23 protein-coding genes, 2 tRNA genes, 2 pseudogenes and 1 other annotated feature are annotated in these 25,841 nt (G+C 71.0%); of the genes and pseudogenes, 17 read left to right on the top strand and 10 right to left on the bottom strand.

Annotation, left to right across the window (positions count from 1 at the left end):
* Positions 1-20: 20 nt before the first annotated feature.
* From LPC08_RS18265 to LPC08_RS18255, 3 genes are all read right to left on the bottom strand, one after another.
* Positions 21-968 (bottom strand): lactate/malate family dehydrogenase, encoded by a 948-nt coding sequence (locus LPC08_RS18265; protein ID WP_230449659.1) that lies wholly within the window; start codon positions 966-968, stop codon positions 21-23.
* Between the two features lies 1 nt (position 969).
* The gene (locus tag LPC08_RS18260) at positions 970-2,457 is read right to left on the bottom strand and encodes an SLC13 family permease (protein WP_230449658.1); all 1,488 of its coding nucleotides are present in this window, start codon (positions 2,455-2,457) and stop codon (positions 970-972) included.
* Between the two features lie 274 nt (positions 2,458-2,731).
* Positions 2,732-3,262 carry a VOC family protein gene (locus LPC08_RS18255; protein WP_230449657.1) on the bottom strand — a complete coding sequence of 177 codons (531 nt, stop codon included), beginning with the start codon at positions 3,260-3,262 and terminating at the stop codon, positions 2,732-2,734.
* 132 nt (positions 3,263-3,394) lie between these two features.
* Here LPC08_RS18255 and LPC08_RS18250 point away from each other — a divergent pair, with 132 nt between their 5' ends.
* Positions 3,395-4,684: a Gfo/Idh/MocA family protein gene (locus tag LPC08_RS18250; RefSeq protein ID WP_230449656.1), complete on the top strand. Its 1,290-nt coding sequence runs from the start codon at positions 3,395-3,397 to the stop codon at positions 4,682-4,684.
* Between the two features lie 201 nt (positions 4,685-4,885).
* Positions 4,886-6,079: an MFS transporter gene (locus LPC08_RS18245; protein ID WP_230449655.1), complete on the top strand. Its 1,194-nt coding sequence runs from the start codon at positions 4,886-4,888 to the stop codon at positions 6,077-6,079.
* A gap of 73 nt (positions 6,080-6,152) precedes the next feature.
* On the opposite strand, the gene rpoH is transcribed toward LPC08_RS18245, so the two are convergent.
* The gene (gene rpoH, locus LPC08_RS18240) at positions 6,153-7,037 is read right to left on the bottom strand and encodes an RNA polymerase sigma factor RpoH (protein ID WP_230449654.1); all 885 of its coding nucleotides are present in this window, start codon (positions 7,035-7,037) and stop codon (positions 6,153-6,155) included.
* Between the two features lie 230 nt (positions 7,038-7,267).
* Positions 7,268-8,269, bottom strand: a complete 1,002-nt coding sequence (locus tag LPC08_RS18235; protein WP_230449653.1) for an RluA family pseudouridine synthase — start codon at positions 8,267-8,269, stop codon at positions 7,268-7,270.
* Here LPC08_RS18235 and LPC08_RS18230 point away from each other — a divergent pair.
* Positions 8,256-8,558: a DUF6476 family protein gene (locus tag LPC08_RS18230; RefSeq protein WP_230449652.1), complete on the top strand. Its 303-nt coding sequence runs from the start codon at positions 8,256-8,258 to the stop codon at positions 8,556-8,558. The genes LPC08_RS18235 and LPC08_RS18230 overlap by 14 nt on opposite strands.
* Positions 8,559-8,663: 105 nt before the next feature.
* A tRNA-Glu gene (locus LPC08_RS18225) sits at positions 8,664-8,739 on the top strand.
* 205 nt (positions 8,740-8,944) lie between these two features.
* Here the strand turns inward: LPC08_RS18225 and LPC08_RS18220 are convergent.
* Positions 8,945-9,705, bottom strand: a pseudogene (locus tag LPC08_RS18220) (IS5 family transposase); the annotation flags it as partial.
* Positions 9,706-9,772: 67 nt separating this feature from the next.
* Here LPC08_RS18220 and LPC08_RS18215 point away from each other — a divergent pair.
* The 6 genes from LPC08_RS18215 (at position 9,773) to LPC08_RS18190 (ending at position 14,304) form a co-directional block, all read left to right on the top strand.
* A protein-coding gene (locus LPC08_RS18215) for an IS3 family transposase (protein ID WP_230449651.1) occupies positions 9,773-11,007 on the top strand; the annotation gives its coding sequence in 2 pieces (ribosomal slippage) (positions 9,773-10,067 and positions 10,067-11,007; 1,236 coding nt in all).
* Positions 10,060-10,176, top strand: a sequence feature (AL1L pseudoknot). Its footprint overlaps the gene before it by 117 nt.
* A 41-nt stretch (positions 11,008-11,048) precedes the next feature.
* A complete protein-coding gene (locus LPC08_RS18210) occupies positions 11,049-12,953 on the top strand; it encodes a coiled-coil domain-containing protein (RefSeq protein ID WP_230449650.1) in 1,905 nt (634 codons plus the stop codon).
* A 78-nt stretch (positions 12,954-13,031) separates the two neighbouring features.
* Positions 13,032-13,232, top strand: coding sequence for a hypothetical protein (locus LPC08_RS18205; protein ID WP_230449649.1), 201 nt, complete (start codon positions 13,032-13,034; stop codon positions 13,230-13,232).
* Between the two features lie 3 nt (positions 13,233-13,235).
* A complete protein-coding gene (locus tag LPC08_RS18200) occupies positions 13,236-13,727 on the top strand; it encodes a DUF5681 domain-containing protein (protein ID WP_230449648.1) in 492 nt (163 codons plus the stop codon).
* The gene (locus tag LPC08_RS18195) at positions 13,727-14,059 is read left to right on the top strand and encodes a hypothetical protein (protein ID WP_230449647.1); all 333 of its coding nucleotides are present in this window, start codon (positions 13,727-13,729) and stop codon (positions 14,057-14,059) included. Before LPC08_RS18200 ends, LPC08_RS18195 begins: the two co-directional genes overlap by 1 nt.
* Before the next feature lie 89 nt (positions 14,060-14,148).
* Complete coding sequence (locus tag LPC08_RS18190) at positions 14,149-14,304, top strand: hypothetical protein (protein WP_230449646.1); 156 nt, start codon at positions 14,149-14,151, stop codon at positions 14,302-14,304.
* A gap of 100 nt (positions 14,305-14,404) precedes the next feature.
* Here LPC08_RS18190 and LPC08_RS18185 read toward each other — a convergent pair.
* Positions 14,405-14,481, bottom strand: a tRNA-Arg gene (locus tag LPC08_RS18185).
* Positions 14,482-14,541: 60 nt separating this feature from the next.
* Positions 14,542-15,741, bottom strand: a complete 1,200-nt coding sequence (locus LPC08_RS18180; RefSeq protein WP_230449645.1) for a glycosyl hydrolase 108 family protein — start codon at positions 15,739-15,741, stop codon at positions 14,542-14,544.
* Positions 15,742-16,050: 309 nt separating this feature from the next.
* Between LPC08_RS18180 and mbhE the strand changes: the two genes are divergently transcribed.
* The 7 genes from mbhE (at position 16,051) to secA (ending at position 25,060) form a co-directional block, all read left to right on the top strand.
* A complete protein-coding gene (mbhE, locus tag LPC08_RS18175) occupies positions 16,051-18,798 on the top strand; it encodes a hydrogen gas-evolving membrane-bound hydrogenase subunit E (RefSeq protein WP_230449644.1) in 2,748 nt (915 codons plus the stop codon).
* On the top strand, positions 18,795-19,184 hold the full coding sequence (locus LPC08_RS18170; RefSeq protein WP_230449643.1) for a sodium:proton antiporter: 390 nt from the start codon (positions 18,795-18,797) through the stop codon (positions 19,182-19,184). Before mbhE ends, LPC08_RS18170 begins: the two co-directional genes overlap by 4 nt.
* Positions 19,177-20,712, top strand: a complete 1,536-nt coding sequence (locus LPC08_RS18165) for a proton-conducting transporter transmembrane domain-containing protein (RefSeq protein WP_230449642.1) — start codon at positions 19,177-19,179, stop codon at positions 20,710-20,712. Before LPC08_RS18170 ends, LPC08_RS18165 begins: the two co-directional genes overlap by 8 nt.
* Positions 20,709-21,083, top strand: coding sequence for a Na+/H+ antiporter subunit E (locus LPC08_RS18160; RefSeq protein ID WP_230449641.1), 375 nt, complete (start codon positions 20,709-20,711; stop codon positions 21,081-21,083). Before LPC08_RS18165 ends, LPC08_RS18160 begins: the two co-directional genes overlap by 4 nt.
* Positions 21,080-21,373, top strand: a complete 294-nt coding sequence (locus LPC08_RS18155) for an MrpF/PhaF family protein (protein WP_230449640.1) — start codon at positions 21,080-21,082, stop codon at positions 21,371-21,373. The genes LPC08_RS18160 and LPC08_RS18155 overlap by 4 nt, the downstream gene beginning before the upstream one ends.
* Complete coding sequence (gene mnhG, locus LPC08_RS18150; RefSeq protein WP_230449639.1) at positions 21,370-21,741, top strand: monovalent cation/H(+) antiporter subunit G; 372 nt, start codon at positions 21,370-21,372, stop codon at positions 21,739-21,741. The genes LPC08_RS18155 and mnhG overlap by 4 nt, the downstream gene beginning before the upstream one ends.
* 586 nt (positions 21,742-22,327) lie before the next feature.
* Positions 22,328-25,060, top strand: a complete 2,733-nt coding sequence (gene secA / locus LPC08_RS18145) for a preprotein translocase subunit SecA (RefSeq protein WP_230449638.1) — start codon at positions 22,328-22,330, stop codon at positions 25,058-25,060.
* 18 nt (positions 25,061-25,078) lie between these two features.
* On the opposite strand, the gene LPC08_RS18140 is transcribed toward secA, so the two are convergent.
* Together LPC08_RS18140 and LPC08_RS26305 are read right to left on the bottom strand one after the other, a co-directional pair.
* Positions 25,079-25,420, bottom strand: coding sequence for an IS3 family transposase (locus tag LPC08_RS18140; RefSeq protein ID WP_230449637.1), 342 nt, complete (start codon positions 25,418-25,420; stop codon positions 25,079-25,081).
* A 130-nt stretch (positions 25,421-25,550) separates the two neighbouring features.
* Positions 25,551-25,706: pseudogene (locus tag LPC08_RS26305) on the bottom strand (transposase); the annotation flags it as partial.
* Positions 25,707-25,841: the final 135 nt, after the last annotated feature.

Genomic DNA, 25,841 nt, shown 5'->3' with positions numbered 1-25,841 from the left:
CCCCTGGGCCGGCCGGCGGCTCAGGCCCGCGCCGCCAGGGCGTGCCCGATGGCCTCGCGGATCACCTCCGCGCTGTGGCGCAGCGCCTCCGTCTCCTCCGCGTCGAGCGGCGGCAGCATCGGCGCGGAGGCGCCGCGCGCGCCGAGGACGTGCGGCAGGGAGATGCAGGTATCCGCCACGCCCAGCGCCTCGTCCATGACGGTGGAGACGGTGAAGACGGTGTGCTCGTCGTTCACCAGCGCCTGGGTGAGGCGCGCGATGCAGCCGCCGATGCCGAAGTTGGAGACGCCCTTGCCCTCCTTGATGCGGTAGGCGGAGGTGCGGACCTCCTGGGCGATCGCCGCCTGGCGCTCCGGCGTCAGCGGGTCGCCGCGCAGCTCGGCGAAGCGGGCCAGCGGCATGGCGGCGACATGCGCGCCGCTCCAGTGCAGCACCTCGGAATCCCCGTGCTCGCCCAGGACGTAGGCGTGCATGGAGGTGGGGGAGACGCCGAACTCCTGTGCCAGCCGGTCGCGGAAGCGGGCGGAATCGAGCGCGCAGCCGGTGCCGATGGCGCGGCCCGGCGGCACGCCGAAGCGGCGCACCGCCAGCGCCGGCATCACGTCCACCGGGTTGGTGGCGAAGAGCAGCACCGTCTCGGGCGCGACCTTCAGCACCTCCCCGATGATGCCGCCGACGATGGCGGCGTTGCGCGCCAGCAGGTCCAGCCGGGTCTGGCCCGGCTTGAGGCTGACGCCGGCGGTGATGACGATGACGTCCGCCCCCGCCAGCTCGGCATAGTCGCCCGCGCGCACCAGGGCGGTGCTGCCGAAGGAGGCGGCATGGGCGATGTCCGCCGCCTCGCTCGCCGCGCGGGCGGTGTCGAGGTCGACCAGCACCACCTCCCGCACGCCCGGGGTCTGCGAGAGGAGATAGCCCGCCGCGGCGCCGACCAGCCCGGCGCCGACGATCCCGACCTTGCCGGCCATGTCACAGCACTCCCATCAGGGGCCACAGGGTGGCGGAGAGCAGCACGATCAGCGCCAGGCCCGCGACGGTGACGACCACGCCCACCTTGGCGAACTGGTTGATGGTGAAGGCGCCGGTGCCGTAGCAGAGCATGTTCTGCGGCGCATTGGTCGGCAGGATGAAGCCGAAGGACACGACCATGCTCTGGATCAGCACGATCCCGAAGGCGGTCTCCTTGCCGTAGGGCAGGGTCTGGGCGAAGGCGATCATGATGGGGATCAGGGTGCTGGCCAGCCCGGTCGCCGAGGCGAAGCCCAGGTGCAGCACGATGCTGAACAGCGACAGCGCGCCCACCACCAGGAAGACCGGCAGCGCCGCGAGGCCGAGCTGGCCCAGGGTGACCTGCGCCAGCCAGGCGGCGGCGCCGGTGGTGGACATCAGGGTGCCGAGGGAGATGCCCGCGGCGAAGAGGATCACGGTGCCCCAGGGCACCAGCTTCTCCGCCTGGGCCCAGTGCATCACCCCGAAGCGCGGCATGAGCAGCAGGGCGATGCCGAGCTGGGTGGTGGTGGTGGTGTCGAGCGGGTGCAGCACCCCCTCGGTGGACCACAGCACCAGCAGCAGGGCGGCGACGAACATCAGCCGCATCTCCGCGGGGGTGACGGGGCCGAGGCTGGCCAGCTCCTCGGCCAGGCGCCGCTCCGCCTCCTCCTTCGCCGGCACCTCCGGGCGCAGGATGAACATGGCGGCGAGGTAGAGCACGACGCACATGCCGATGGTGAAGGGCAGCGCGGTGACGAACCAGCCGCCCCAGGTGATGGTGTGGCCGAAGGCCTGCTGCATGAAGTTCAGGCTGATCAGGTTCTGCGCCGCGCCGGTCTTGATGCCCATGTTGAAGATGGAGCAGGCCGAGGCGGTGACGATCATCAGGGTCGCGCCCAGGCTGCTGGAGACCGGCAGGCCCAGGGCGGTGATGATGCCGACCATGATCGGGATGACCGCGCCGACGCGGGCGGTGGCCGAGGGGATGAACAGCGCCAGCACGAAGCCCACCAGCATGGCGCCGAGGATGAGTCGCGAGGCGGAGATGCCGACCTTGCTCATCACCAGCAGGGCGACGCGCCGGTCCAGCCCGGTGAGCTTCAGCGCGACGGCAAGGAAGAGGGCGGCCGCGACCAGCAGCACCGCGGTGGAGGAGAAGCCGGTGAGCATGGCGTTCAGCGCGCCGGTGGAGCTGAGCGGCGGCCCACCCTCGCGCAGCGGCTTGCCCATCAGGCCGAGCACGGCCATGCCGACCAGGATGATGGCGCTGTTGGCGGGGGAGACGCACTCGCTGATCCACAGCACGATGACCAGCACCAGCAGGCCCAGCGCCACCTGGCCGGAGGCGGACAGCCCGGCCGGCGTGGGCAGCAGCAGCACGCCGACATAGAGGGCGAGCGCGAGGATGAGGTAGGCGAGCTTGCGGTTCGACTGCGGTTCGGCAGGCGAGATGAAGGAGAAGGACATCGATCGCACGGCCTCCGTGTTGCGCGACGGGACCATGCTGCCCCGTTGGTGACAAGGCCTTGATGCGGGTCAAGTCCCGGCGCGTCGTGCCCCTCCTGACTGGCATGACCGGTTCCCGCCCCGCGAGCCCCGCGGCGCGTTCCGGCGTGACGTCGTCGTTGACGTTGTTGTTACGCTGTGCGGCGGCGCAGCATGCCGGTCCGAGGGCGGCCTGCTGTCCGGCGGCCGCTTCCTCACCGCGGCGCCGCCCGGCCGGCGAGGGCCGCCGCGCCGATCAGCCCGCCTCGGCCAGCAGGGCGCGCAGGTCGAGCGGGCGGGTGACCATGGCCAGCCCGCCGGCCTCGTCGCGGGGCCATTCCTCCCGGGCGCGGTCGCGGTACAGCTCCACGCCGTTGCCGTCCGGGTCGCGCAGGTAGATCGCCTCCGACACGCCGTGGTCGGAGGCGCCCTCCAGCGGGATGCCGGCCTCCAGCACCCGGCGCAGCGCCGTGCCCAGCGTGGCGCGGTCCGGGTAGAGCAGGGCGACGTGGTAGAGCCCGGTGGTGCCCGGGGCGGGCGGCGGCCCCCCGGCGCTCTCCCAGGTGTTGAGGGCGATGTGGTGGTGGTAGCCGCCCGCCGAGAGGAAGACGGCGTGGCGGCCGTAGCGCTGCGTCTCCTGCAGCCCGATCACGTCGCGCCAGAAGCGCAGGCCGCGCTCCAGCTCGGCGACCTTCAGGTGGACGTGGCCGATGCGAAGCCCGGCCGGCGCCGGGCCCTGGTTGGCCCCCGGATGGGGGGCCGGGGTGGTGGTGGTGTGCTCGATCATGCGGAGAGGATGGGGTGGGGGATGTTGCGGCGCCAATCCGTTCGGCGAATGGCCGTCATCCCCCGGCCGCGCCGCAACGCCGCCGCGCATGCGGGCGTTGGACGGGCTCTCCCGCAGAACGGATGCCCGGCCATGCCCGACGACGCCAAGACCATGCCGCGTGCCTCCCGTCGCGGGCTGATGCAGGCGTCGGGTCTCTCGGCCCTGGGCGTGGCGCTGGGTGGGGCCGGGGCGCCCGGTTATCCCGCGCCGAGCCGGATGGACACCGGGGGCGTCGAGGGCGGGCGCGTCACCTTCCCCAACTGGCGCGGCCAGGCGGAGCCGGAGCCGCCGCCGCCGCCCGCGCCGCTGCCACCGGGGGAGCGCGTGGGCTATGCCATCGTCGGACTCGGCCGGCTGAGCCTGGAGGAGATCCTGCCGGCCTTCGGGGCGTGCAGGCAGTCGCGCCCCGTCGCGCTGGTCAGCGGCAGCCCGGAGAAGGCGGCGGTCGTGGCCCGGCAGTACGGCATTCCCGATTCCTCCGTGCTCGGCTACGACAACTTCGAGGATCTGCGCCAGCTGCGCGAGGTGCGCGCCGTCTACATCGTCCTGCCCAACGGCATGCACCGCGAGTACACCGAGCGCGCGGCGGCGATCGGCAAGCACGTGCTGTGCGAGAAGCCGATGGCGAATACCCCCGAGGAGGCGCAGGCGATGGTCGAGGCCTGCGCCCGGGCCGGGGTGAAGCTGATGGTGGCCTATCGCTGCCAGTACGAGCCGCACAGCCGCGCCGCGATCCGCCTGGTCCGCTTCGGCGAGCTGGGGAAGCTGCGCTTCATCCATGCCACCAACGTGCAGTCCAACGGTCCCGGCCCGCAGTGGCGCTACGCGAAGGCCCTCGCGGGCGGCGGGGCGCTGCCGGACATCGGGCTCTACTGCCTGAATGCCACGCGCTACCTGACCGGCGAGGAACCCGTGGAGGTCTCGGCCCAGATGCAGAGCCCGGCGGGCGATCCCCGCTTCGCGGAGGTAGAGGAAAGCATGGATTTCCGCCTGCGCTTCCCGTCCGGCATCGTGGCGCAATGCGTCACCTCCTACGGCGCCTTCCAGGACAAGACGCTGCGGCTGCTCTTCGAGAACGGGCTGGCGGAAATCCCGGACGCCTTCGCCTATCGCGGCCAGCGGCTGTTCGTCTCCCGCAAGGCGGGGGAGATCATCGAGCGGCAGGAGCGGGTGATCGCCCGGAAGAACCAGTTCGCCACGGAGATCGACCACTTCTCCGAACGGCTGCGCGCCGGCGAGGCGCCGCACACGCCGGGCGAGGAGGGGCTGCAGGACCAGCGGCTGATGGCGGCCCTCTACCGCGCCGCGACGGAGGGCCGGCCGGTCGAGGTGCCGAGTCCGGAGCGGCGGACGCGGGGGCCGGAACCGGCGGAAGGCTAGGAGGGACGGCCGCTGCCGCCGCGCAGGTGCCGCAACGGCCCGCGGAGAGGGGGCGGCCCGGTCTTGACCGCCTGGGTCCGGCGCCCGGATAAGCGGTCCGCCCACGGGGATTCGCCCCGCCGGCCGTAGGCGCTCACGTCAAGCAACGCGTCCGGCCAGGGACCCGTGTCCCGGTTCCGTGGCCCAGCCGGGACGCCTGTCGTGAATCCATCCCCACCCGCCGCAGCCGTGCCGAACGCCTTCGCGTGTCTGCTGCCCATCGTCGCCATGGTGTTCAGCGCGATGCTCTGCGTCGGGCTGCCCCTGCCGGTGCTGCCGGTCCATCTGCATGAGACGCTGGGCTTCGGCCCCTTCGTGGTCGGACTGGTGATCGGGCTGCAATCCCTGGCGGCGGTGGTGACGCGGCCGCATGCCGGCGCGCTGGTCGACCGGCGCGGGCCGCCCCTGGCGGTGCTGACGGGGGCGCCGCTGCTGGCCCTGGCCGGCGGCGCCTATCTCCTCTCCACCCTGCCGGACGCGGCGGGGGCCCAGTTGGCGCTGCTGCTGGCCGGACGCCTGTTGCTGGGCCTGGGCGAGAGCCTGTTCCTGACCGGCACCATGAGTTGGGGCATCGCCCGGCTGGGGGCCGCCCGCACCGGTATGGTCATGGCTTGGCAGGGCATCGCCATGTTCAGCGCCCTGGGGCTCGGCGCCCCGGCCGGGCTCTGGCTGCTGGAGCGCTTCGGCTTCGCCGCGGTGGGCTGGGCGACGCTGCTGCTGCCCCTGCTGGCCATGGCCCTGGCCGCCCTGCTGCCGGCACCGCCGGCGCGGCCGCGCCATGATGGCCCGCGCGTCCCGATGCGCCGGGTGCTGGGCCTGATCGCCCGGCCCGGCGGCGCCCTGGCCCTCGCCAGCATGCCATTCGCCATGCTGTCGGGCTTCATCACCCTGCACTACGCCGCCGAGGGCTGGGCTGGGGCGGGGCTGGCGCTGACGGCCTTCGCCGCCGGCTTTATCCTGGTCCGGCTGTTCCTGGCGCACCTGCCGGACCGGCTTGGCGGCCGTTCGGTGGGGGCGGTGTGCTGCCTGGTGGTGATGCTGGGGCAGGGGCTGCTGTGGCTGGCGACGGCACCCTGGATGGCCCTGGCCGGGGCGGCGGTGACGGGGCTGGGGTCCTCCCTGATGTTCCCGGCCATGGGGGTGGAGGCGATACGGCGCGTGCCGCCGGAGAGCCGCGGCGTGGCGGTGGGGGGCTTCATGGCCAGCTTCGACGTCTCGGTCGGGCTGACCGGGCCGCTGGCCGGGCTGCTGATCGCCGCCTCCGGCTACCGGGCGATGTTCCTGGCGGGCGTGCTGGTCAGCCTGGCGGCGCTGGCGCTGATCCTGTGGCGGCCGCGCGACGAGGTCCCGGCCTAGGCAGGGCTTGCGGAGCGCGGACAGAAAAAGGGCGGCGGGTCGCCCCGCCGCCCCGTCCCGGGAGCCCGGACCGTCAAGCCACCTGGAGGCGGCGCTCGACGATCTGGTTCTTCATCGACTTCTGCAGCTTCTCGAAGGCACGGACCTCGATCTGGCGGACCCGCTCCCGCGAGATGTTGTACTGCTGCGACAGCTCCTCCAGCGTGGTCGGCTCGTCCTTGAGGCGGCGCTCGATCAGGATGTGCCGCTCGCGCTCGTTCAGCGTCTTCAGCGCGGTGTCGAGCAGGTGGCGGCGGTTGGACATGTCCTCCCGCTCGGCCAGCGCGCTCTCCTGGCTCTCGTCCTCGTCGACCAGCCAGTCCTGCCACTCGCCCTCGCTGTCGGCGCGGACGGGGGCGTTCAGGCTGTGGTCGGGCGAGGCGAGGCGCCGGTTCATCGACACCACGTCCTGCTCCGGCACCTGGAGCACGCGGGCGATCTTCTCGACCTGCTCGGACTGGAGGTCGCCCTCCTCGAGCGCGGACATCTGGGCCTTCAGCCGGCGCAGGTTGAAGAACAGCTTCTTCTGCGCGGCGGTGGTGCCCATCTTCACCAGCGACCAGGAGTGCAGGATGTATTCCTGGATGGCGGCGCGGATCCACCACATGGCGTAGGTGGCGAGGCGGAAGCCGCGGTCCGGGTCGAACCGCTTCACCGCCTGCATCATGCCGACATTGCCCTCGCTGATCAGCTCGCCGACCGGCAGGCCGTAGCCGCGATAGCCCATGGCGATCTTGGCCACGAGTCGCAGATGCGAGGTGACGAGCTTGTGCGCGGCCTTTTCGTCCCCATTATCCTTCCAGCGCTTGGACAGGGACAGCTCCTCCTCGGGGGAGAGCATGGGGAACTTGCGGATCTCCTGCAGGTAGCGGGAGAGGTTGCCCTCGGGGGCGATCGGAATCATGGAACTGGAAGCCATGGGTGGTCTTGCCTCCTGTGCCGGCCTGGTTCCCCCGTGACGGCGGGCCCGGGACCGGTGTCCCTGGAAAACCCTTCCGCGGCTGAGCCCTGCGCTGCTGCTGACGCCCCGGTCACGTCGGGACGGCTTGCTGCATCAACGCCTCTGAGCGGCACTCGGCTGCGGCGGCTGAGTCGGGTTTTAGCCGCACTGCGAAAAAAATGCAAGAAAAACCGACCGTCACAGTCGGGTTACATCACGGTCGTATCCAGCAACATCAAGAGTTTGGCCATGTCCTCCGGAAGCGGCGAGGAGAAGGCCATGGGCGCCCCGGTCACCGGATGGCGGAAGCCCAGCGTGGCGGCATGCAGGGCCTGGCGCGGGAAGGCGAGCAGGGTGTCGCGCGCCTCGGCCGGCAGCAGGCGTGCCGCGGCGGGGGTGCGGCGGAGGTAGACCGGGTCGCCCACCAGCGGATGGCCGATATGGGACAGGTGGACCCGGATCTGGTGCGTCCGCCCCGTGGCCAGCCGGCAGCGCAGGAGGGAGCAGGCCGTTCCCCAGGCCCGCTCCGTGGCATAGCGGGTCAGCGCCGCCTTGCCCGCGCGGGCGCCCTGCCGCCCGACCACCGCCATGCGCTTGCGGTCGAGGGCATGGCGGCCGATCGCCGCCTCGACCTCTCCCTTCGCCGGCGACGGGAGGCCCCAGGCCAGGGCCAAGTACTCCCGGTCCAGGTCACGGGTCGCGAAGGCTTCCGACAGCGCCTGGTGCGCCACCTGGGACTTGGCGACGACCATCACCCCGCTGGTGTCCTTGTCCAGGCGATGGACGATCCCCGGCCGCTTCTCCCCCCCGATTCCCGGCAGGTCGTCGCCCGCATGCGCCAGCAGCGCGTTGACCAGCGTGCCGTCGAGGTTCCCGGGCGCCGGGTGGACGACCAGCCCCGCCGGCTTGTCCAGCACGATCAGGTCCGCATCCTCGAACAGGATCGTCAGCGGGATGTCCTGCGCCTGCGGCGTCGCCGGCTCCGGCGGCGGGATGGTCAGCACGTAGCGGCTGCCGGCGCGCACCGCCTCGGCGGGTTCCGTCACCGGCTGCCCGTCGCGGCGGAGCTGGCCGGCCTCGATCAGCGCCTTGACACGCGAGCGCGAGAGTGACCCTGACGCCGTCGCCAGCAGGCGGTCGAGCCTGCCGCCAGCCTGTTCGGGCGTGGCGAGGATCTCCAGGGAATCGGGGTCGGGATTGCGCGCGCTCAAGGTGCTCGTCGTGGTGATGGGGGTGCTGATCGTCGGGGGCACCGTGACGCTGGCGGTGCTGATCGTCCAGCGCATGTCGGGGGCCATGCCCTCCTCCGCCTCGCTGGCCGCGAATGCGCCGCCGGTGCAGGCCGCGCTCGGCCAGCCCGCCGGCAGCCGCATCCTGGGAATCGCCGGGGGCGCCGAGGGTCGCGTGGCCGTCTGGATCGGCCGGCCGGACGGCGAGCGGCTGCTGCTGCTGGATACGCGCAGCGGCCGGACCGTCGGGGAGGTCCGGCTGGGGGAGTGACGGCAAGGGCGCGGGCCAGCCCCTTGCCCGGCACGGTACAGAAAATCGCGGCGGTGGGTTGATCCCCACCGGGCCATTCGGTAGAAGCCCGCCACCGCAGGCCACGTCCCCTTCGTCTAGAGGCCTAGGACACCGCCCTCTCACGGCGGCAACAGGGGTTCGAATCCCCTAGGGGACGCCAGCCTTTTCAATGGGTTGGGTCCATGACGTGACGCCGATGCTCGGCGATGCTCCGAATCGATGGATGTCGGCAGCCTTACAGTGGTGGCTCTGGCCAACACCCGGCACGCTTCCCTGTCGGCTCACGTTTGCCGTAGGGAAATGCCTGTCTCACCGCTGCTTGAGCGAATCGAGAGTTGGCGCAGAGTGGCGCACATCCGCCAGGTCGTGGACTCATAAGATTTGAGCCACAGACGTGTTGAGGCGAGGAGAATGGCGGCGAGGAAGTTGCGCGCGAGCTTGTCGAAGCGGGTGGCGATGCGCCTGAAGTGCTTGAGCTTGCAGAAGAAGCGTTCGACCTGATTGCGTTGACGGTAGAGGGTCGGATCGACGGAGCGCTGTATCTTCCGGTCCCGCTGGGTCGGGATATGGGCGCAGCCTCCGCGATCCCGAACCAGATCGAGGATGGCCTGCGCGTCATAGCCCCGGTCAGCGACAAGGGCTTGGGCGGGCGGCAGGCCGTCGATCAGGGCCTCCACGGCGGCCTTGTCTGAGGCTTGTCCAGCCGAGAGCACGATCCGCAGCGGCAATCCATCCTGGTTCACCAGGACGTTGATCTTGGTGCTCAGTCCTCCACGAGAACGGCCGATGGCGTGATCCGGGCCCCCTTTTTTCCACCGGCGGCATGCTGGTGGGCCCGGATGATGGAACTGTCGATCAGGTGCAGGGATTGAGGCGATGTTGCCGCCAGAGCCTCAAAGACCCGCAGCCAGACCCCGGCCTTCGCCCACCGGTTGTAGCGATTGTAGATCGTGGTGGAGGGACCATAGCGGCTCGGCAGGTCCCGCCATGGCGAGCCTGTTCGCAGCACATAGAAAGTCCCGTTGATCACCCGACGATCGTCCACCCGGGCCACCCCGCGGGGCTTGTTCGGCAGCAACGCCTCAATCAACCGCCACTCCGCCTCGCTCAAATCGTACCTCGCCATCCAAGGCTCCTTCCCAGTGAACCGCGCCGGGTTTGGCGGAGGCTCCAACCGTTGAGAGGATGGAGCGATGACGGCGAAGAAGACGGCGGCGAGCTACTCGCCTGAGGTTCGGGAGCGGTCGGTGCGGCTGGTGCTGGACGGCGCCGGGGAGCATGGCTCGCAATGGGCGGCGATTGGCTCGATCGCGGCGAAGATCGGCTGCACGGCGGAGACGCTGCGTCGCTGGGTCCGGCAGGCCGAGCGTGACCGCGGCAAGCGTGCCGGGCCCACGAGCGAGGATCGGGATCGCATCAAGGCGCTGGAGCGGGAGAACCGCGAGCTGCGCCAGGCGAACGAGATCCTGCGCAAGGCATCAGCGTATTTTGCCCTGGCGGAGCTCGACCGCCGGTCGAAGCCATGATCGCCTTCATCGACGATCATCGGGGCGTGTACGGGGTCGAGTCGATCTGCCGGGTTCTGCCGATCGCCCCGTCCACCTACCACGCCCATGCCGCGCGCCGCGCCGATCCCACTCTGGGCTCGGCCAGGTCGCAGCGGGACAGCATGCTGCGGGCGGAGGTGCGGCGGGTCCACGCCGAGAACTTCGGCGTCTACGGCGTGCGGAAGGTCTGGCGCCAGCTCGGCCGCGAGGGGACGTCGGTCGCCCGCTGCACGGTGGCGCGGCTGATGCGCCAGATGGGCCTGCGCGGCGTGGTGCGTGGCAAGGAGACCAGGACGACGGTGCCCGACAAGGGCGCGCCATGCCCGGCCGACCGGGTAAACCGGCAGTTCCTGGCGCCGCGGCCGAACCTGCTCTGGGTGTCGGACTTCACCTACGTCGCGACCTGGCAGGGCTTCGTCTACGTCGCCTTCGTCATCGACACCTTCGCGCGGCGGATCGTCGGCTGGCGGGTGTCGCGCACCTCCCATGCTGGCTTCGTCCTGGATGCCCTGGAGCAGGCGCTGCATGACCGGCGGCCTGTCCAGGGCATGGGGCTGATCCATCACAGCGATCGCGGGGTCCAATACGTGTCTATCCGCTACACCGAGCGCCTGGCGGAAGCGGGCATCGAGCCGTCGGTCGGCAGCGTCGGCGACAGCTACGACAACGCGCTGGCCGAGAGCGTCATCGGCCTGTTCAAGACCGAGGTCATTCGGCGCCGCGGCCCGTGGCGCAGCCTGGAGGGCGTCGAGTTCGCCACCCTCGAATGGGTGGACTGGTTCAACAACCGCCGCCTCCTCGAGCCGATCGGAAACATCCCGCCCGCCGAGGCGGAGGCGCGCTACTATGCCGCCCAGGAGGCCATAGCCCTGGCGGCCTGACTCACGCCAAACAGCCTCCGCCAAACCCGGCGCGGTTCACAGTGGCCGGGATCGTGGCGATTCAGACGGAGACCCGCGCCTTCCGGGAGCTGGCCGCCGCAGCCAGAGAAGGAGCCGGCGCCCTTCAGTCAGCACAGGATCGGCAGGAAGCCATCCGCCAGGGCCTTAACCCGGAGACGGGTGCCGCAGCCATCGCGGAGAGGCGGAACGCACAGCGCCTCAGCGAAACCGAAATCGCGGAGCGTGGCGCCGTGACGGAGCGGGCGGCACAGGCTGCCTATGACCGCGCCATCGCCCGCAACCCGTCCAACACCGCCGCCGCCGAAGCAGCCCAGGCCAGGGCACGGCGCGCAGCCGAGGAAGAGCTTGCCCGCCAGGATCAGCGCCGGATCGACGCTCAGCGCGGAGCGGTGGCGGCCCTTCCCCCCGGCACCTTCCTCGCGGGAGCCTCGCCGGCCACGATCCGCGCCAACAACGCCACCGCCGCCAGGATGCGGGAGGAAGTCTTCGCAGCAAGCCTCAGCGACGAAGAGACAACGCGGAGGCTGCGGGAAATCAGCCTGAACCGGGCAGCGGCACAGAACGGCATGTCCCCCAACGCCGTGGGAGGAAGGACCCCGGAATGGGCTTCTGGCCTGTCCGCCGCTCGCGCGGGCGCCCCTGTGCATTCGGGTGCTATTCATGACAACGCCGCTCCCTCGGCCAGTCTGCCGGATGGTGTTCTTGCATCGCGCCGGGCCTTGCAGACGGATATTGCCGCCATCACCCAGCGCCAGGATTCTGCGACCACCGCGCGTCGTGCCCAGCTAGAGGAAGAGGCCCGCACCCTGCGGGCTACGGCACGGCAGGGCGGTGGCGTGGCGGACCTTGCGGCCTTTCAGGATGCTTTCCGGGCAGCCCGGTCCTCCGCCGTGGCAACGCCCGACTCAAAGGAGTTTCGCGAGCGCCTGTCGGAAGAGCTTCGCCTCATTCGTGAGAGGAACGATGCGGCGGGGGCCTTGGACTTCTCTCGCCAGACTGCCCAGCTTCGGGAGGAAACGCAAACCCTGGAAGCGCAGCGGGACCTCTACGGCGCATCCAATCAGGAGAGGGAACGGGCCGTCCGCCTTGCGGAAGCCCGAAACGAGCTTGCCCGCATCGGCCTGGGGATAGACAGCGAAGAGTATCGCCAGCGCGTTGCGGCCCTCGACGCCGTGACAGCGGCCCAGGATCGCGCCGATCGCGCGGCGGGGCCTCTCTCCCGCTTTGTCAGCCAGGATGGGATGCAGAGTTGGGAACGGTGGGAACGAACCGTGACGGGTGCCTTGGAGTCGGCCGAGGATGGCTTCCTTGGCGTCGCCATCGCGGGGGACAAGCTGGGCGAAAGCCTGGAAGGCATTGCCCGCGCTGTTGCGATGGACCTCGGGAGGGACCTTCTCCGTTCTCAGGTCACCGGCCCTATCGCATCGTGGATTTCGTCCTTGGGCAGGGGGGCCAGCAAGGATTCCGGCGCCTCCATGGTCGGATCGCTGATCGGGGCCTTTAGCGGCCTCTTCGGCTTCGCCAACGGCGGGATCATGACGCCGAAGGGTCCTGTACCGCTGCGGCAGTATGCCAGCGGCGGCATCGCCCGCTCGCCACAGCTTGCGCTCTTCGGGGAGGGGCGCATGCCGGAAGCCTTCGTGCCCCTGCCGGATGGCAACCGCATTCCCGTTGCGCTCTCCGCGCCGCCCGTTGCTCCGTCCGCCATCGTAAGCGCGCCGAACCTCACGAATAACTTCAACGTCACCGTGAACGCGGGCGGCGGTGGCGGCAACCAGGGTTTGGGCGGCGGCAGCCCTACGAACGCCGCTGACAGCCAGCGCATCGGTGCGGAAGTTGTCCGTGCCCTGGAAGCCAAAATGAATCAGATCATCGCGGATCAGATGCGGACGGGCGGCCAGTTGAACCCAATTTCAGTGGGGTAAGGCTGACACCGCGCGGCCTCAGCCCAGCCTCAGCCCGTCCTCAGGTCCCGCAAAATGCGGCAGCACAAGGAGGACAGCATGACCTTTATGACCCGCTTCGGGACCATGAACCGGCTCGCGAAGCTCGCGAAGGCCGAAGGCTTGGCGGAACAGGCCAAGACCGACACCAGCCCCGAGGCCCTGAAGAAAGCGGCGGATCACGCCGGGGAGTCGGCCCGCCGCGCGGTCGGCTGTACCCCGTCCTACCCGAAGGCCGGGGATCGGGACTGGGAGGACTGATCCATGGCGAAGACCTCCAAGCCCGCGAATCCCCTGTTGAATACAGGGGAACAGGCCGAAGGCGTGCCCGGACGGAAGCCCGATGGACGATTCCTGCCGGGTCATTCCGGCAACCCTGGCGGGAGGCCCAAGGGCGCCCGGAGTCGCTTGAACCGGATGGCGGAAGACTTCGCTCTGACGAATGGAGAGGGGCTTCTCGCCATCGCCTACGGCATGTGTCTCGACCGGGACGCCGCGACCCTGCGCTTGCTCTTGGAGCGCATCTTCCCGGCCAAGGACTGGTGCCCGGAGCCGGAACCCGATCTCATCCTTGGCCCCCTGGAAACCGTGGAGGATATCAAGTCCGCGTCCGGTCGGGTGATCGCTGCCTACAGGTCAGGAGGCGTCACTTCGGCAGACGTAGGCAAGCTGCATCGGGTCCTGGCCGCCCGGCTCTCCATCATCGCGCCGGGAGCCAAGCCACCCATCACCCTTGTTGATGCGGGGGAGGCTTGATGTTGGCCAGGATTCGGGAGCGGCTGTGGAAGGCGCAGCCAAGGGAGGCCACCTTCTCCCTCGGCCCTCACACCCTGACCGTTGATCGGGATGCCTGGACCCTGCGGCTCGTACGCACCTTTCCGCCGATGTCAGAAGGGGGCGGACCCGCTCAACAGGCCGCCGAGAATATCCGCCTTGTCCTGATCGAATGTGCCGACGCGGCCGAAGCGGGGAACCTGACGGACGCCCATGCGGACGGGTTGAACCGGGTTCTGGCGGATAACCTTTGCCTGATCGCCCCGGAAGCTGCACCGCCTGTCCTCACCCTCAAAGCTGGAAGGGCTGAGTGATGCGGAAGCCGAAGCAGAAGCAGAGCCCACGAGTCGCCAGGGGCGGGGCCAGGGTAACGGACCTCTCTCTTAAGTATGGGGAGGGAGTGATGGCAGCCCTGGAAGCTGTGAAGATCGGTCAGAAGGCAGGGGTCCTGACCAACGCCAAGGCCGTGGCGATCCTCGACGCGGTAGCGGAGCGGCTGTTGTCTGTCCCGGCAGAGCTAGCGGAGCCGAGCGCGCTGTCCTGGCTGCGGAGCCCTTAATGGAGACGGAGGCATCCGCCATCTGCTGCTCTACTGCTACCTTGGTGGTACCTTGCGCCAAGGTAGAGCAACTAGGAATACACCTAAGTCTTTGAAAAATTGGCGGACCCGATACGATTCGAACGTACGACCTTTGCCTTCGGAGGGCAACGCTCTATCCAGCTGAGCTACGGGTCCCCGTCCTCCCTCTAGCGCAGGTGGCCACAAGGGGGAAGCCCCCCAGCCATCCGCGCCGGATCACCCCCGCATGGGCTCTGTGGCGCTCTTCCGCGCCATCTCCCGGCCCGCGCGCCGCACCGCCTCCACCCGGGCGGTCCAGCCGCGCCCGAAGGCCGCGTAGCCGTCCAGGCCGCGGTAGTAGGCCAGCCGCGCCTCGGCCAGCGAATCGACCAGTCCGGCGGGCGGCAGGGCCCGCGCCGCCGCCAGGGTGATCGGCCCGACCGAGCCGTCCGCCGTCACCCCCACCGCGCGCTGCAGCAGCCGCACGGCACGGGACGGCCCGGCATTCACCCCGAAATCGAAGACCGTCAGATCCACCCCGGCCGGCAGATCGGCGCAGCGCATCGGCGTCCAGTAGCGGGCTCGGTAGATCTCGCGCGCCTCGGACCGGGTCAGGTCGCGCACGTCCTGGGCGCTCACCTCCGCCTCGCGGAAGGCGCGCAGCGTCGCCAGGGTGATGCCCATGTTGGTGGCGCCGCCGGGGTCGCGCGGGTCGTCGACGAAGCCACCCTCCTTCGCCAGCACGACCTCCAGGCAGCGGTCGAACCGCTCCTCGGCCGGGGGTGCCTCCGGTTCCTCCGGCGCCGGCAGGGTCCCGGCCATGTCCCGCAGCGCGCCGAAGGCGTGCTGCATCTGCGCCGTGCTCGCCGCCTGCATCGACTGCACCATCCGGTCCTTGTCGCGGGAGGATTGCGAGGAACCGATCCAGAAGTTCACCACCGAGGCGAAGGCCGCGCCGAGCGTGCCGATGGTGATGTTCACCAGCGCGGCGGTTTCGGCCGCGAAGCTGCGGTCCAGCACCATCAGCAGCGTCAGCACCGCGAAGAAGGCGACGACCACCAGGCTCGACACCAGGGCGGGGCCCCAGGCCAGCGGGCTGTGCCCGCGCGCCATCTCCAGCATCGTGCCGCGGGCGGAGGCGAGGTCGGCCATCCGCGCCTGCAGCGTCTCCAGCTCCGCCCGGCGCTCCTGCTCCGCCGCCGCGCGCTGCAGCCGCTCCTGCTCCAGCGCGATCTCGGCCAGGCGAAGCCGCAGCTGGGTGGCCAGGGCCGGGTCGCGTTCGATCGCGGCCCGGGCGGCCTCGGGCTCGTCGGTCCCGGTCAGCTCGCGCACCGCGCCGGCGACGGTTCCGGCCAGGCTTCCTGCCCGGTCTCCTGCCACCAGGCGGACCAGCTCGGGCAGGAGGGTGGTGGCGAGGGCGATGAGGGGAAAGGGCATGGGCGGGGCCTCCGGCGGCGCGCGACGCCGCGGCCCGTCCCCCGACTAGGCGAGGGCAGGCGGGCCCGGCCCCGGGGAGGGGAGGGCATGTGCGGCGGGGCAGGGTGGGGGGAGCGCCGGGCGCGGCTCGCCCGGTGGCCCTGGCCTGCTAGCAGCCGGCGGAGCGTTGTGTCAAGAAAATATTCCTATAAACTCCGGCCAGCCGCATTTCAGCACGGCGTGGCGACGATGAAGCCTGCCTCAACCATTGCTCCCCGGCCCGGTTGGTCAGAGATAGAGGGCGGGCGCAGGGCTGGGGGCAGCAACGGTTTGGAAGCATTCCTGATTCTTCCGGTCCTGGCCGCGCTCGTGGCCTGGCCGGTCACCCGCGTGGTGAACCGCAAGGCGGGCTGGGCCCTGGCCCTCCTGCCCGCCATCCTGTTCCTGAACCTGCTGAACCTGTCGCGCTACACCGCGGCGGGCGAGGTGGTGGAGCGCCGGATCCCCTGGGTGCCCTCGCTGGGGGTGGGGCTGGACCTGCGGCTGGACGGCTTCTCGATGCTCTTCGCGCTGCTGATCACCGGCATCGGCGCGCTCGTGGTCGTCTATGCCGGCGCCTACCTGAAGGAGAAGCCCTGGCGCACCCGCGCCCGCTTCTACACCCTGATCCTGCTCTTCATGGGGGCGATGCTGGGGGCCGTGCTGTCGGACAACCTCATCGCCCTGTTCGTCTTCTGGGAGCTGACGAGCCTCCTCTCCTTCCTGCTGATCGGCTTCGAGGGCGGCAGCCCCACCGCGCGCCGCTCCGCCTCCCAATCGCTGCTGGTCACCGCGGGGGGCGGGCTGGCGCTGCTGGCGGGCATCCTGATGCTGGGGGCGCAGTTCGGCACCTATTCCCTCGCCGAGATCACCACCCATGCCGGGGACCTGGCACCGGGGGGGATCAGCGGCTGGGTCGTGCTCTTCGTTCTGCTCGGCGCCTTCACCAAGTCGGCGCAGTACCCCTTCTACTTCTGGCTGCCCAACGCGATGCAGGCGCCGACCCCGGCCTCCGCCTACCTGCACTCCGCCACCATGGTGAAGCTCGGCATCTACCTCCTCGCCCGCTTCGAGCCGGTGCTGGGCGAGGCGCCGTACTTCCGCACCGCCCTGGTGACGGTGGGCGCCATCACCATGATCGTGGCGGGGGTGCAGGTGCTGCGCGCCTTCTCCTTCAAGGCGGTGCTGGCCTATTCCACCATCGCCTCGCTGGGCATCCTGGTGATGCTGGTCGGCCTGGACGGCGAGACCACGCTGGTCGCCATGGTCGGCTTCATCGTGGCGCATGCGCTGTACAAGGCGGCGCTGTTCTTCTGTGCCGGCACGGTGATCCACGCCACCGGCCACGGCGACCTGCGCGCCATGGGCGGGCTCGCCCGCTTCCTGCCGCTGACCGCCGCGGCCGCCACGCTCGCCTCTCTCTCCATGGCCGGGCTGCCGCCCTTCCTCGGCTTCATCTCCAAGGAGTTCCTGTTCGAGGCGCAGCTGGAAAGCTCCTGGGACGCGCTGCCGCTCGCCATCGCGGTGCTGGTGAACGCGGTGATGGTGGGCGTGGCCGGGGTGGTCTCCCTGCGCCCCTTCTTCATGGCCCGAAGCCGCACCACGGAGGTGCACCACGGCGAGACGGCCGGGCTGCTGCTCGGCCCGCTGTTGCTTTCGTTGCTCGGCCTGCTCTTCGCCCTCTCCCCCGAATGGCTGAGCAGCATCGTGCTGGAGCCCGCGGTGCTGGCGCTGCAGGGGCGCTGGACGCCGGTGGACATCTCCCTCTGGCACGGGCTGACGCCGATGCTGGCGCTCTCCGGCGTGGTGGTGCTGGTCGGCGCCCTGATCCTGGCCTTCTGGACGCCGCTGCACCGGCTGATGGCGCGCTTCCGCCCGCTGGACCGCTTCGCCGGCGAGCGTGGCTACGAGCAGGGGATGGCGCTGCTGCAAGCCATGGCGGAGGGCACGGCGCGGGCGGTGCGGCGCGCCGACCTGCGCGGCGACCTCTCCGTGCTGCTCTGGTCGGTGCTGGCGCTGCTGGCCGCGGGGGTCGCGGCCGGGGGCATCCAGCTCGCCCCCTTCGCCGGCTTCCGGCCGGAGGTGGCCGGGGTGCTGGCGATCGGCATGGCGGGGGCGGTCATGGCCACCCGGTCGCGCAGCCTGCTGGGCGCGCTGATCGCCGTGGGGCTGGTCGGCTTCGCCTCGGCGCTGGTCTTCCTGCTGGACGGGGCGCCGGACCTGGCCCTCACCCAGTTCGCCGTGGAGGCGCTGCTGGTCGTGCTGCTGGCCGCGGTGTTGCTGCGCCTGCCCCTGGCGTCGCCCGCCACGCGGGACGCGGCGGCGCGCCGGCGCGACCTGCTGCTCTCGGCGGGCTTCGGCGCGGTGGTCTTCCTGGCGCTGCAATCCATGCTGGCGCAGCCCGCCGATCAGCGCCTGTCGGACTTCTACGCCGCCGCCTCCTATCCCCTGGCCTTCGGGCGGAACGTGGTCAACGTGATCCTGGTGGACTTCCGGGCACTGGACACGATGGGCGAGACCAGCGTGGTCGGCCTGGCCGCCGTGGTGGTCTGGGCGCTGCTGCGCCGCGCCGCCCCCGCCGCCGGGGCGCAGCGGGAGGGCGGCAGCTCCTCCATCGTCTTCTCGCGGATGGGCCAGCTGTTCTTCTGGGCCCTGCTCGGCCTCTCGGTCGTGGTGCTGCTGCGCGGGCACAACGAGCCGGGGGGCGGCTTCGTGGGCGGGCTGATGGGCGCGCTGGCCTTCGCCGTGGTCACCCTCTCGGACGGGGTGGAGGCCGGGCGGCGGCGCCTGCGCCTGCATCCGCTGGTCCTGGTGGGCGCCGGCATGCTGGCGGTGGTGCTGAGCGGCCTCCCCGGCCTGCTCGCCGGGGGCGATTTCCTCTCCCATCTCTGGGTGGAGCCGGCGCTGGGCGGGCTGTCGCTCAAGCTGGGCACCACCGTGCTGTTCGACCTGGGGGTCTATCTCGTGGTGCTGGGCGGGCTGCTGGCCTTCCTCTTCCGCCTCTACGGCGAACCGGTGCCGGGGGAGGCGCCGCGATGAGCTGGCTCCTCAGCCTCGCCGCCGCGGTCTTCTCCGGCTGCGGCCTGTACCTGCTGCTCTCGCGCAACGCGGTGCGGATCGTGCTGGGCCTGTCCCTGCTCTCCACCGCGACGAACCTGATCCTGTTCCAGACGGCGCGGCCCGGCACCACCGCCCCGCCGCTGATCGCCGAGGGCGCGACCACCCTGCCACCCGGTGCCGCCGCGGCGCTGCCGCAGGCGCTGGTGCTGACCGCCATCGTGATCGGCTTCGCCCTCACCGCCTTCCTGGCGGCGCTGGTGCTGCGCGCGCGGGGCATCTTCGGCGCGGTCGATACGCGGGTCATGGAGGCCGCCCTGCCCCCGAGGGACCGGACGGATGGCGGGGAGGGCCCGCCGCGTGGGTGACGCTCCGGTGCAGGCGGATGCCCTGCTGGGGGTCTGGGCCACGCTGCTGGTCACGACCCCCGTCCTCGCCCCGCTGCTGGGCGCCGGCGCCACGGCGCTGGCCTGGGGCCGGCTCGGGGCACAGCGGCTGCTGTGCGGCCTGGCGGTCGGGCTGATGGCGCTGGGCGGGGTGGCGCTGCTGGTCGGCGTGCTGGGGCAGGGGCCGATCGCCATCGGCTTCGGCGGCTGGCGCCCGCCCTTCGGCATCGCCTTCCTGGCCGATCCGCTCAGTGCCGCCCTGACCGTGACGACCGGGCTGGTGGCCGCGGCAGTGCTGCTCTACGGCCGCGCCGAGCTGCGGCCGCGGCAGGAGCGGGCCGGCTTCCATCCGCTCTTCCTCGGCATGCTGGCCGGGGTGAACGGCGCCTTCCTGACGGCGGACCTGTTCAACCTCTATGTCTGGTTCGAGATGATGCTGGTGGCGGCGATGGGCCTGCTGCTGCTCGACCGGCGCCCCGCCCAGGTCGAGGGCGCGCTGCGCTACGCCGCCATGAACATCCTCGGCACGGTGCTGTTCCTCATCGGCATCGCCCTGCTCTTCGGCGTGACGGGCACGCTGACCATGGCCGACCTGGGGCGCGTCGTGCCCGGGCTGCCGCCCTCGGCCGCCCTGGCGGTGGCGGCCTGCCTGTTCCTGGCCGGCTTCGGCATCAAGGCGGGGTTCTTCCCGCTCTTCGCCTGGCTGCCCGCCTCCTATCCCACGGCCGGCATCACCGCCGTCGCGGCGATGGCGGGGCTGCTGACCAAGGTGGGGTTCTACGCCGCGCTGCGGGTCTTCACCCTGATCCTGCCGCCGGGCGAGGGCTGGATGGGGACGCTGCTGCTGCTGCTGCTCGCGGTGGCAACGATGGTGACCGGGCTGCTGGCCGCCGTGGCGCAATGGGACCTGCGCCGGCTGCTGGCCTTCAACATCGTGGGCGGCGTCGGCACCATGCTGGTGGGCCTGGCGCTGGGGACGGAGGCGGGGCTGTCCGGCGCCGTCTTCTACATGCTGCACCACATCGTGGTCATGGCCGGGCTGTTCCTGGCGGCCGGGGCGATCTGCCGCGGCTGCGGCAGCTTCGACCTGCAGCGCTGCGGCGGGCTGATGTACGGCCGGCCGGCCTTCGCCCTGATCTTCGCCCCGCTGGCGCTCTCCCTGGCCGGGCTGCCGCCCTTCTCGGGATTCTGGGCCAAGCTGCTGGTGGTGGATGCCGCGCTGCGCCAGGGGCATGTCCTGCTGGCGGGCGTCGTGCTCTGGGTGGGGCTGCTGACCCTGCTCTCCATGGCACGAGTCTGGATGGAGGCCTTCTGGAAGGACCTGCCCGGCCCGCGCGCGGCGCCGCAGCCGCTGCCGGGGACGATGCTGGCGGCGATCGGCTTCCTCTCCGCCCTGACGCTGCTGATGGGGCTCTTCGCCGAGCCGATGACCCTGCTCTCCCGCGACGCCGCCGCCCACCTGGTGGCCCCCGCCCGCGCCGGCGCGCTGATCCTGGGGGGCGCGCCATGAACCCGCTCGCCTGGCCCGGCCGGATCGTCGGGGTCGTCGCGCTGCTGGCGATCTTCGTGGCCGACCTGGTGGTGGCCTCGCTGGCGGTGGCGCGGATCGTGCTGCGCCGCCCGGCCACCCTGCCCGCGATCGTCGTGGTGCCGTCGGAGCTGCGCACCGCCTGGGGGACGGTGATCTTCGCCAACTTCCTGTCGCTGACCCCGGGCTCCACCTGCCTGCACGTCAGCGAGGATCGCCGGAAGCTCTACGTCCACCTGCTGCACACCGACAATCCGGATCGCGAGGCGGAGCGCTTCAAACGGATGTACGAGCGCTGGATCCGCATGGTGGAAGGGCCCGGGCCGCGCCGGGCGGAGGAGGACGAGACATGACCGGGCTGCTGCCGGGCGCCGCGGCATTGCTGCTGCTGGCGCTGCTCGTGCCGCTGGGCCTCGCCGCCTATCGCATGCTGACCGGCCCGGGCATCGCCGACCGGTTCGTGGCGCTGGACATGCTGACCGCCGTGGCGGTCGGCTTCGCCGGGGTGGTGGTGGTGCTGACCGGCCTGGCCGCCTTCCTGGACGTGGCCCTGGGGCTGGTGCTGATCAACTTCGTCGCGACCTGCGCCTTCGCCAGCTTCCTGGAGCGCAAGGGCGACGAGCCGGAGGGAGGGGAGCCGTGATCCGCGACCTGCTCGGGATCGCCCTGGTGCTGGCCGGGGTGGCGTTCCTTGCCATCGCCGCCCTGGGGGTCGTGCGCCTGCCCGATGCCTTCCAGCGCATGCACGCGGCCACCAAGGCCGGCACGCTGGGCAGCACCCTGCTCCTTCTCGGCGTCATGCTGGCCGAGGGTTCGGGGGGCACGGCGGTCAGCGGCGGCCTGACCATCCTGCTGATGCTGGTGACCCTGCCCGTCTCTGCCCAGCTGCTCGGCCGCGCCGCCTACATGTCCGGCGCGACCCTGGTCGGGCTGGGCGAGAGCGACCCCCTGGCCGGCATCCTGAGCCGGCGCAAGGCCCCGCTGGAGGACCGGATCCGCCGCGAGGAGTGAAGTCGGCCGGTCGCGGGCTTTGGCCGGCGGCGGACCGGGGGGAGGCGCTGCCTCCCCCCATGCCCCCCTCCGCCGGGGCCACGAGCGGGCCCCGGGCCCCGCTGGGAGTTGGCTCTGCGCGGCAGGGGGCAGCCTGCGGGCTGAACCTGGAGAGAGCGCGGACAGGCGGGGAACCGAAGAAGAATCAAAGGCCGCGCGTGCGGACACCGCAGTCGCCGGGGAGCGATGCTCCCCCGGCGTGCTGGCGCGTCCGTGAAAGGGGGGCCAGGGGCTCTGCTCCTGGCGGATAGGGGGGCCGGGGGGACAAGGCGGAGCCTTTCCCCCCGGGGGCAGGGCCTGGCGATGCCGGCGCGGAAAGTTCCGGATGGCGCCGCGGTGTTACGGTGCATGGCCGGGCGGCCCAGGGCTTCGTTGACCCCACCCCGCCCGCCCCCTATCTGTCCGCACGCGCGTGACGGGGCGTCCCCCGGCCGCCTCGGGCCATCCGGGGGCTCCGGGACGCCTCGGTCCCGCGCCTGATCCGGCGCCCCGGGGATGTCCCCAAGGATATCCGCGGGCCCGGCGCCTCGGAGAGAATAGCAAGAGCATGTTCGCCCGCCTCGCCCGCGCCATCCTCGGCACCTCGAACGACCGCGCGCTCAAGCGCTACCAGGCGCGCGTGCCGGCGATCAACGCGCTTGAGCCCCGGATCGCGGCGCTGGACGACGCCGCGCTGCGCGGCAAGACGGACGAGTTCAAGGCCCGGCTCGCCCGGGGCGAGGCCCTGGACGACCTGCTGCCGGAGGCCTTCGCGGTCTGCCGGGAGGCGTCCAAGCGTGTCCTGGGCATGCGCCACTTCGACGTCCAGCTGATCGGCGGCATGGTCCTGCATGATGGCCGGATCGCCGAGATGAAGACCGGCGAGGGCAAGACCCTGGTCGCGACGCTTGCCGTCTACCTCAACGCCCTGACCGGCAAGGGCGTGCATGTCGTCACCGTGAACGACTACCTCGCCACCCGCGACTCCCAGGAGATGGGCCGGCTCTACGGCTTCCTGGGCCTCTCCACCGGGGTGATCGTCTACGGGCTGAACGACGACGAGCGTCGGGCAGCCTACCACTGCGACATCACCTACGGCACGAACAACGAGTTCGGCTTCGACTACCTGCGCGACAACATGAAGTACCGGCTGGAGGACATGGTCCAGCGCGACTTCAGCTACGCCATCGTGGACGAGGTGGACTCGATCCTGGTGGACGAGGCGCGCACGCCGCTGATCATCTCCGGTCCCTCCGACGAGAGCTCGGACCTCTACGTCCAGGTCAACGCCGTCGTGCGCGAGGTGGTGCGCGACAAGGAGACCTTCGAGAAGGACGAGAAGATGCGCACCGCCGTCCTCACCGAGGCGGGAACGGAGGTCATCGCCCAGGCCCTGGCCGCGGCGGGGCTTCTGACGGAGGGCGACCTCTACGACAGCCAGAACGTCACCCTGGTGCATCACGTGAACCAGAGCCTGCGTGCGCATGTGCTGTTCACGCGCGACGTCGACTACATGGTCCGCCAGGGCAAGGTGGTCATCATCGACGAGTTCACCGGCCGCGCCATGGAGGGCCGGCGCTACTCCGACGGGCTGCACCAGGCGCTGGAGGCCAAGGAGGAGGTGGCGGTCCAGCCGGAGAACCAGACCCTCGCCTCGATCACCTTCCAGAACTACTTCCGCCTCTTCCCCAAGCTGGCCGGCATGACCGGCACCGCCGCGACCGAGGCGGACGAGTTCGCCGAGATCTACAAGCTGGAGGTGGTGGCGATCCCGACCAATGTCCCCGTCGCGCGCATCGATGCCGACGACGAGGTCTACCGTTCGGCCGCCGAGAAGTACGAGGCCGTCGCCAACCTGATCGCCGAGTGCCGCGAGCGCGGCCAGCCGGCCCTGGTCGGCACCACCAGCATCGAGAAGTCGGAGCTGCTGAGCAGCCTGCTGAACAAGAAGGGCGTGCCGCACAAGGTGCTCAACGCCCGCTACCACGAGCAGGAGGCGGCGATCATCGCCCAGGCCGGCCGGCCGGGCGCGGTGACGATCGCGACGAACATGGCCGGGCGCGGCACGGACATCAAGCTGGGCGGCAATGCGGAGATGCTCGCCCGCGCCTCCTTCGCCGGGGAGCCGGAGGGGCCGGAGTTCGAGGCCCGCATGGCGGAGATGCGTCGCGAGGTCGAGGCGGCCGCGGCCCAGGTGAAGCAGGCCGGCGGCCTCGCCGTGATCGGCACGGAGCGCCACGAGAGCCGGCGCATCGACAACCAGCTCCGCGGCCGTTCGGGCCGTCAGGGCGACCCGGGGGCAAGCCGCTTCTTCCTCTCCCTGGAAGACGACCTGATGCGCATCTTCGGCTCCGACCGGATGGGCGGGATGCTGCAGAAGCTCGGGCTGAAGGAGGGGGAGGCGATCATCCACCCCTGGATCAACCGGGCGCTGGAGAAGGCGCAGAAGAAGGTCGAGGCGCGCAACTTCGACACGCGCAAGAACCTGCTGAAGTACGACGACGTGATGAACGACCAGCGCAAGGAGGTCTATGCGCAGCGGAAGTTCTTCATGCAGGCCGGAGACGTCTCCGAGACCGTCGCCGAGATGCGGCGCGAGGTGGTGGCGGACATGGTCGCCCGCGCCATCCCGGAGAACGCCTATCCCGAGCAGTGGGATCTGGCCGGGCTGCAGGAGCAGGTGCTCCTCGTCCTCGGGCTCGACCTGCCGGTCGCCGACTGGGCGCGCGAGGAGGGGATCGACGAGACGGCCGTGCGCGAGCGGCTGCAGGAGGCGGCGGACCAGGCCTTCGCCGCCCGGGCCGCCAACATGGGCCCGGAGCGGATGCGGGAGGTGGAGAAGTCCCTCCTCCTCATGGTCTTCGACAAGGTGTGGAAGGACCACCTTCTCTCGCTGGACCACCTGCGCCAGGGCATCGGGCTGCGCGCCTATGGCCAGCGCGACCCGCTGAACGAGTACAAGTCCGAGGCGTTCAGCCTGTTCAACGGCATGCTGGCCGACCTGCGCCTGGATGTGACGCGCTGGCTGATGCATGTGGACCTGGCGCCCGAGGCGCCGCTGCCGAGCCCCGAGCCGATCCGGGTGCTGGATGCCCGCCACCCCGAGCCGGGGATGGAGGACGGGGCTGGGCCGGTCGGCTTCGCCGTGAGCGACTATGGCAACGCCGCGACTGAGGCGGCGCCGCGGGTGTCGCCCGAGGTGGACCCGAACGACCCGGCCACCTGGGGGGCGACGCCGCGCAACGCGCCCTGTCCCTGCGGTTCGGGCAAGAAGTACAAGCACTGCCATGGCCGGGGGTGAGGGCCCCCGCCCCATGGGTCAGCGTCGCGGCACGTGTGCTCGCCAGCCGGGCGCGACGACCTTGCTCTCATGCGTTCGGATGACACGCATCGTGGTGCTGGGCTGCAGCGTGAGCGAGGAACGGCGCATGAGGCGCAGCACGCGCTTGCGGTTGACCGGCGGCCCTGCAGCGGCCCGGCGGGCGCGGTTCAGCAGGGCGGTGATCCGGCGGTAGCCATAGGTGGGCCGGGCATCGGTGACGGCGCGGATTTCGGCTAGGAGCACGTCGTCGCCCTCGCGCTGGTAGGAGTCGCGGCGGCGTCCCGGACCCTGCAACTGCTCGACCAGGTTGGAGCGGGCCACGCCCAGGGTGTCGGTCACCGCTTTCACTGGGAACCGGTTGGAGGCGGCGACGGCAGCCGGAAGCCGGGCTTTTTCCCCGGGTGGCGTCCCATGCCTCCCGCAGGATCTCGACCTCCATGGTCTTGCGACCGAGCAGGCGCTCAAAATCCCGGACCGTGGCCTCGAGCTCGCGGACACGGCTGGCGGCCACCACGTCGTCGTCTGCCCGAACCGCCTCCAGGCCGCCCTCAGCCATGCGACGCCTCCACCCGAACAGCAGGCTGGGCGAGATGCCGTACAGCCGGGCGACGGCCGGGACCGTCATGCTGGGCTGGTCGAGACTGTGAGGCATTGCTTCACAGTCTCGACCAGCCGAACCTTCTCGGGGCACTGTAGCGCCTGCGGCGCTCGCAGCCGGTGATGATGTCGACGCGCTCAACGGGCTTGGATATAGGCGTAT

Source organism: Roseomonas sp. OT10 (assembly GCF_020991085.1).
In the GTDB taxonomy this organism is placed as follows: domain Bacteria; phylum Pseudomonadota; class Alphaproteobacteria; order Acetobacterales; family Acetobacteraceae; genus Roseomonas; species Roseomonas cutis.
Note: the sequence above shows the minus strand (reverse complement) of the source record. Positions and strands in the feature narration are given on the sequence as shown.

Coding starts and splice junctions, on each gene's coding strand:
- rpoH (WP_230449654.1), bottom strand. CDS start 7,037: ATGGCTTCCAGTTCCATGATTCCGATCGCCCCCGAGGGCAACCTCTCC.
- secA (WP_230449638.1), top strand. CDS start 22,328: ATGTTCGCCCGCCTCGCCCGCGCCATCCTCGGCACCTCGAACGACCGC.
- LPC08_RS18260 (WP_230449658.1), bottom strand. CDS start 2,457: ATGTCCTTCTCCTTCATCTCGCCTGCCGAACCGCAGTCGAACCGCAAG.
- LPC08_RS18180 (WP_230449645.1), bottom strand. CDS start 15,741: ATGCCCTTTCCCCTCATCGCCCTCGCCACCACCCTCCTGCCCGAGCTG.
- LPC08_RS18155 (WP_230449640.1), top strand. CDS start 21,080: ATGACCGGGCTGCTGCCGGGCGCCGCGGCATTGCTGCTGCTGGCGCTG.
- LPC08_RS18160 (WP_230449641.1), top strand. CDS start 20,709: ATGAACCCGCTCGCCTGGCCCGGCCGGATCGTCGGGGTCGTCGCGCTG.
- LPC08_RS18265 (WP_230449659.1), bottom strand. CDS start 968: ATGGCCGGCAAGGTCGGGATCGTCGGCGCCGGGCTGGTCGGCGCCGCG.
- LPC08_RS18255 (WP_230449657.1), bottom strand. CDS start 3,262: ATGATCGAGCACACCACCACCACCCCGGCCCCCCATCCGGGGGCCAAC.
- LPC08_RS18170 (WP_230449643.1), top strand. CDS start 18,795: ATGAGCTGGCTCCTCAGCCTCGCCGCCGCGGTCTTCTCCGGCTGCGGC.
- LPC08_RS18200 (WP_230449648.1), top strand. CDS start 13,236: ATGGCGAAGACCTCCAAGCCCGCGAATCCCCTGTTGAATACAGGGGAA.
- LPC08_RS18195 (WP_230449647.1), top strand. CDS start 13,727: ATGTTGGCCAGGATTCGGGAGCGGCTGTGGAAGGCGCAGCCAAGGGAG.
- LPC08_RS18205 (WP_230449649.1), top strand. CDS start 13,032: ATGACCTTTATGACCCGCTTCGGGACCATGAACCGGCTCGCGAAGCTC.
- LPC08_RS18250 (WP_230449656.1), top strand. CDS start 3,395: ATGCCCGACGACGCCAAGACCATGCCGCGTGCCTCCCGTCGCGGGCTG.
- LPC08_RS18190 (WP_230449646.1), top strand. CDS start 14,149: ATGGCAGCCCTGGAAGCTGTGAAGATCGGTCAGAAGGCAGGGGTCCTG.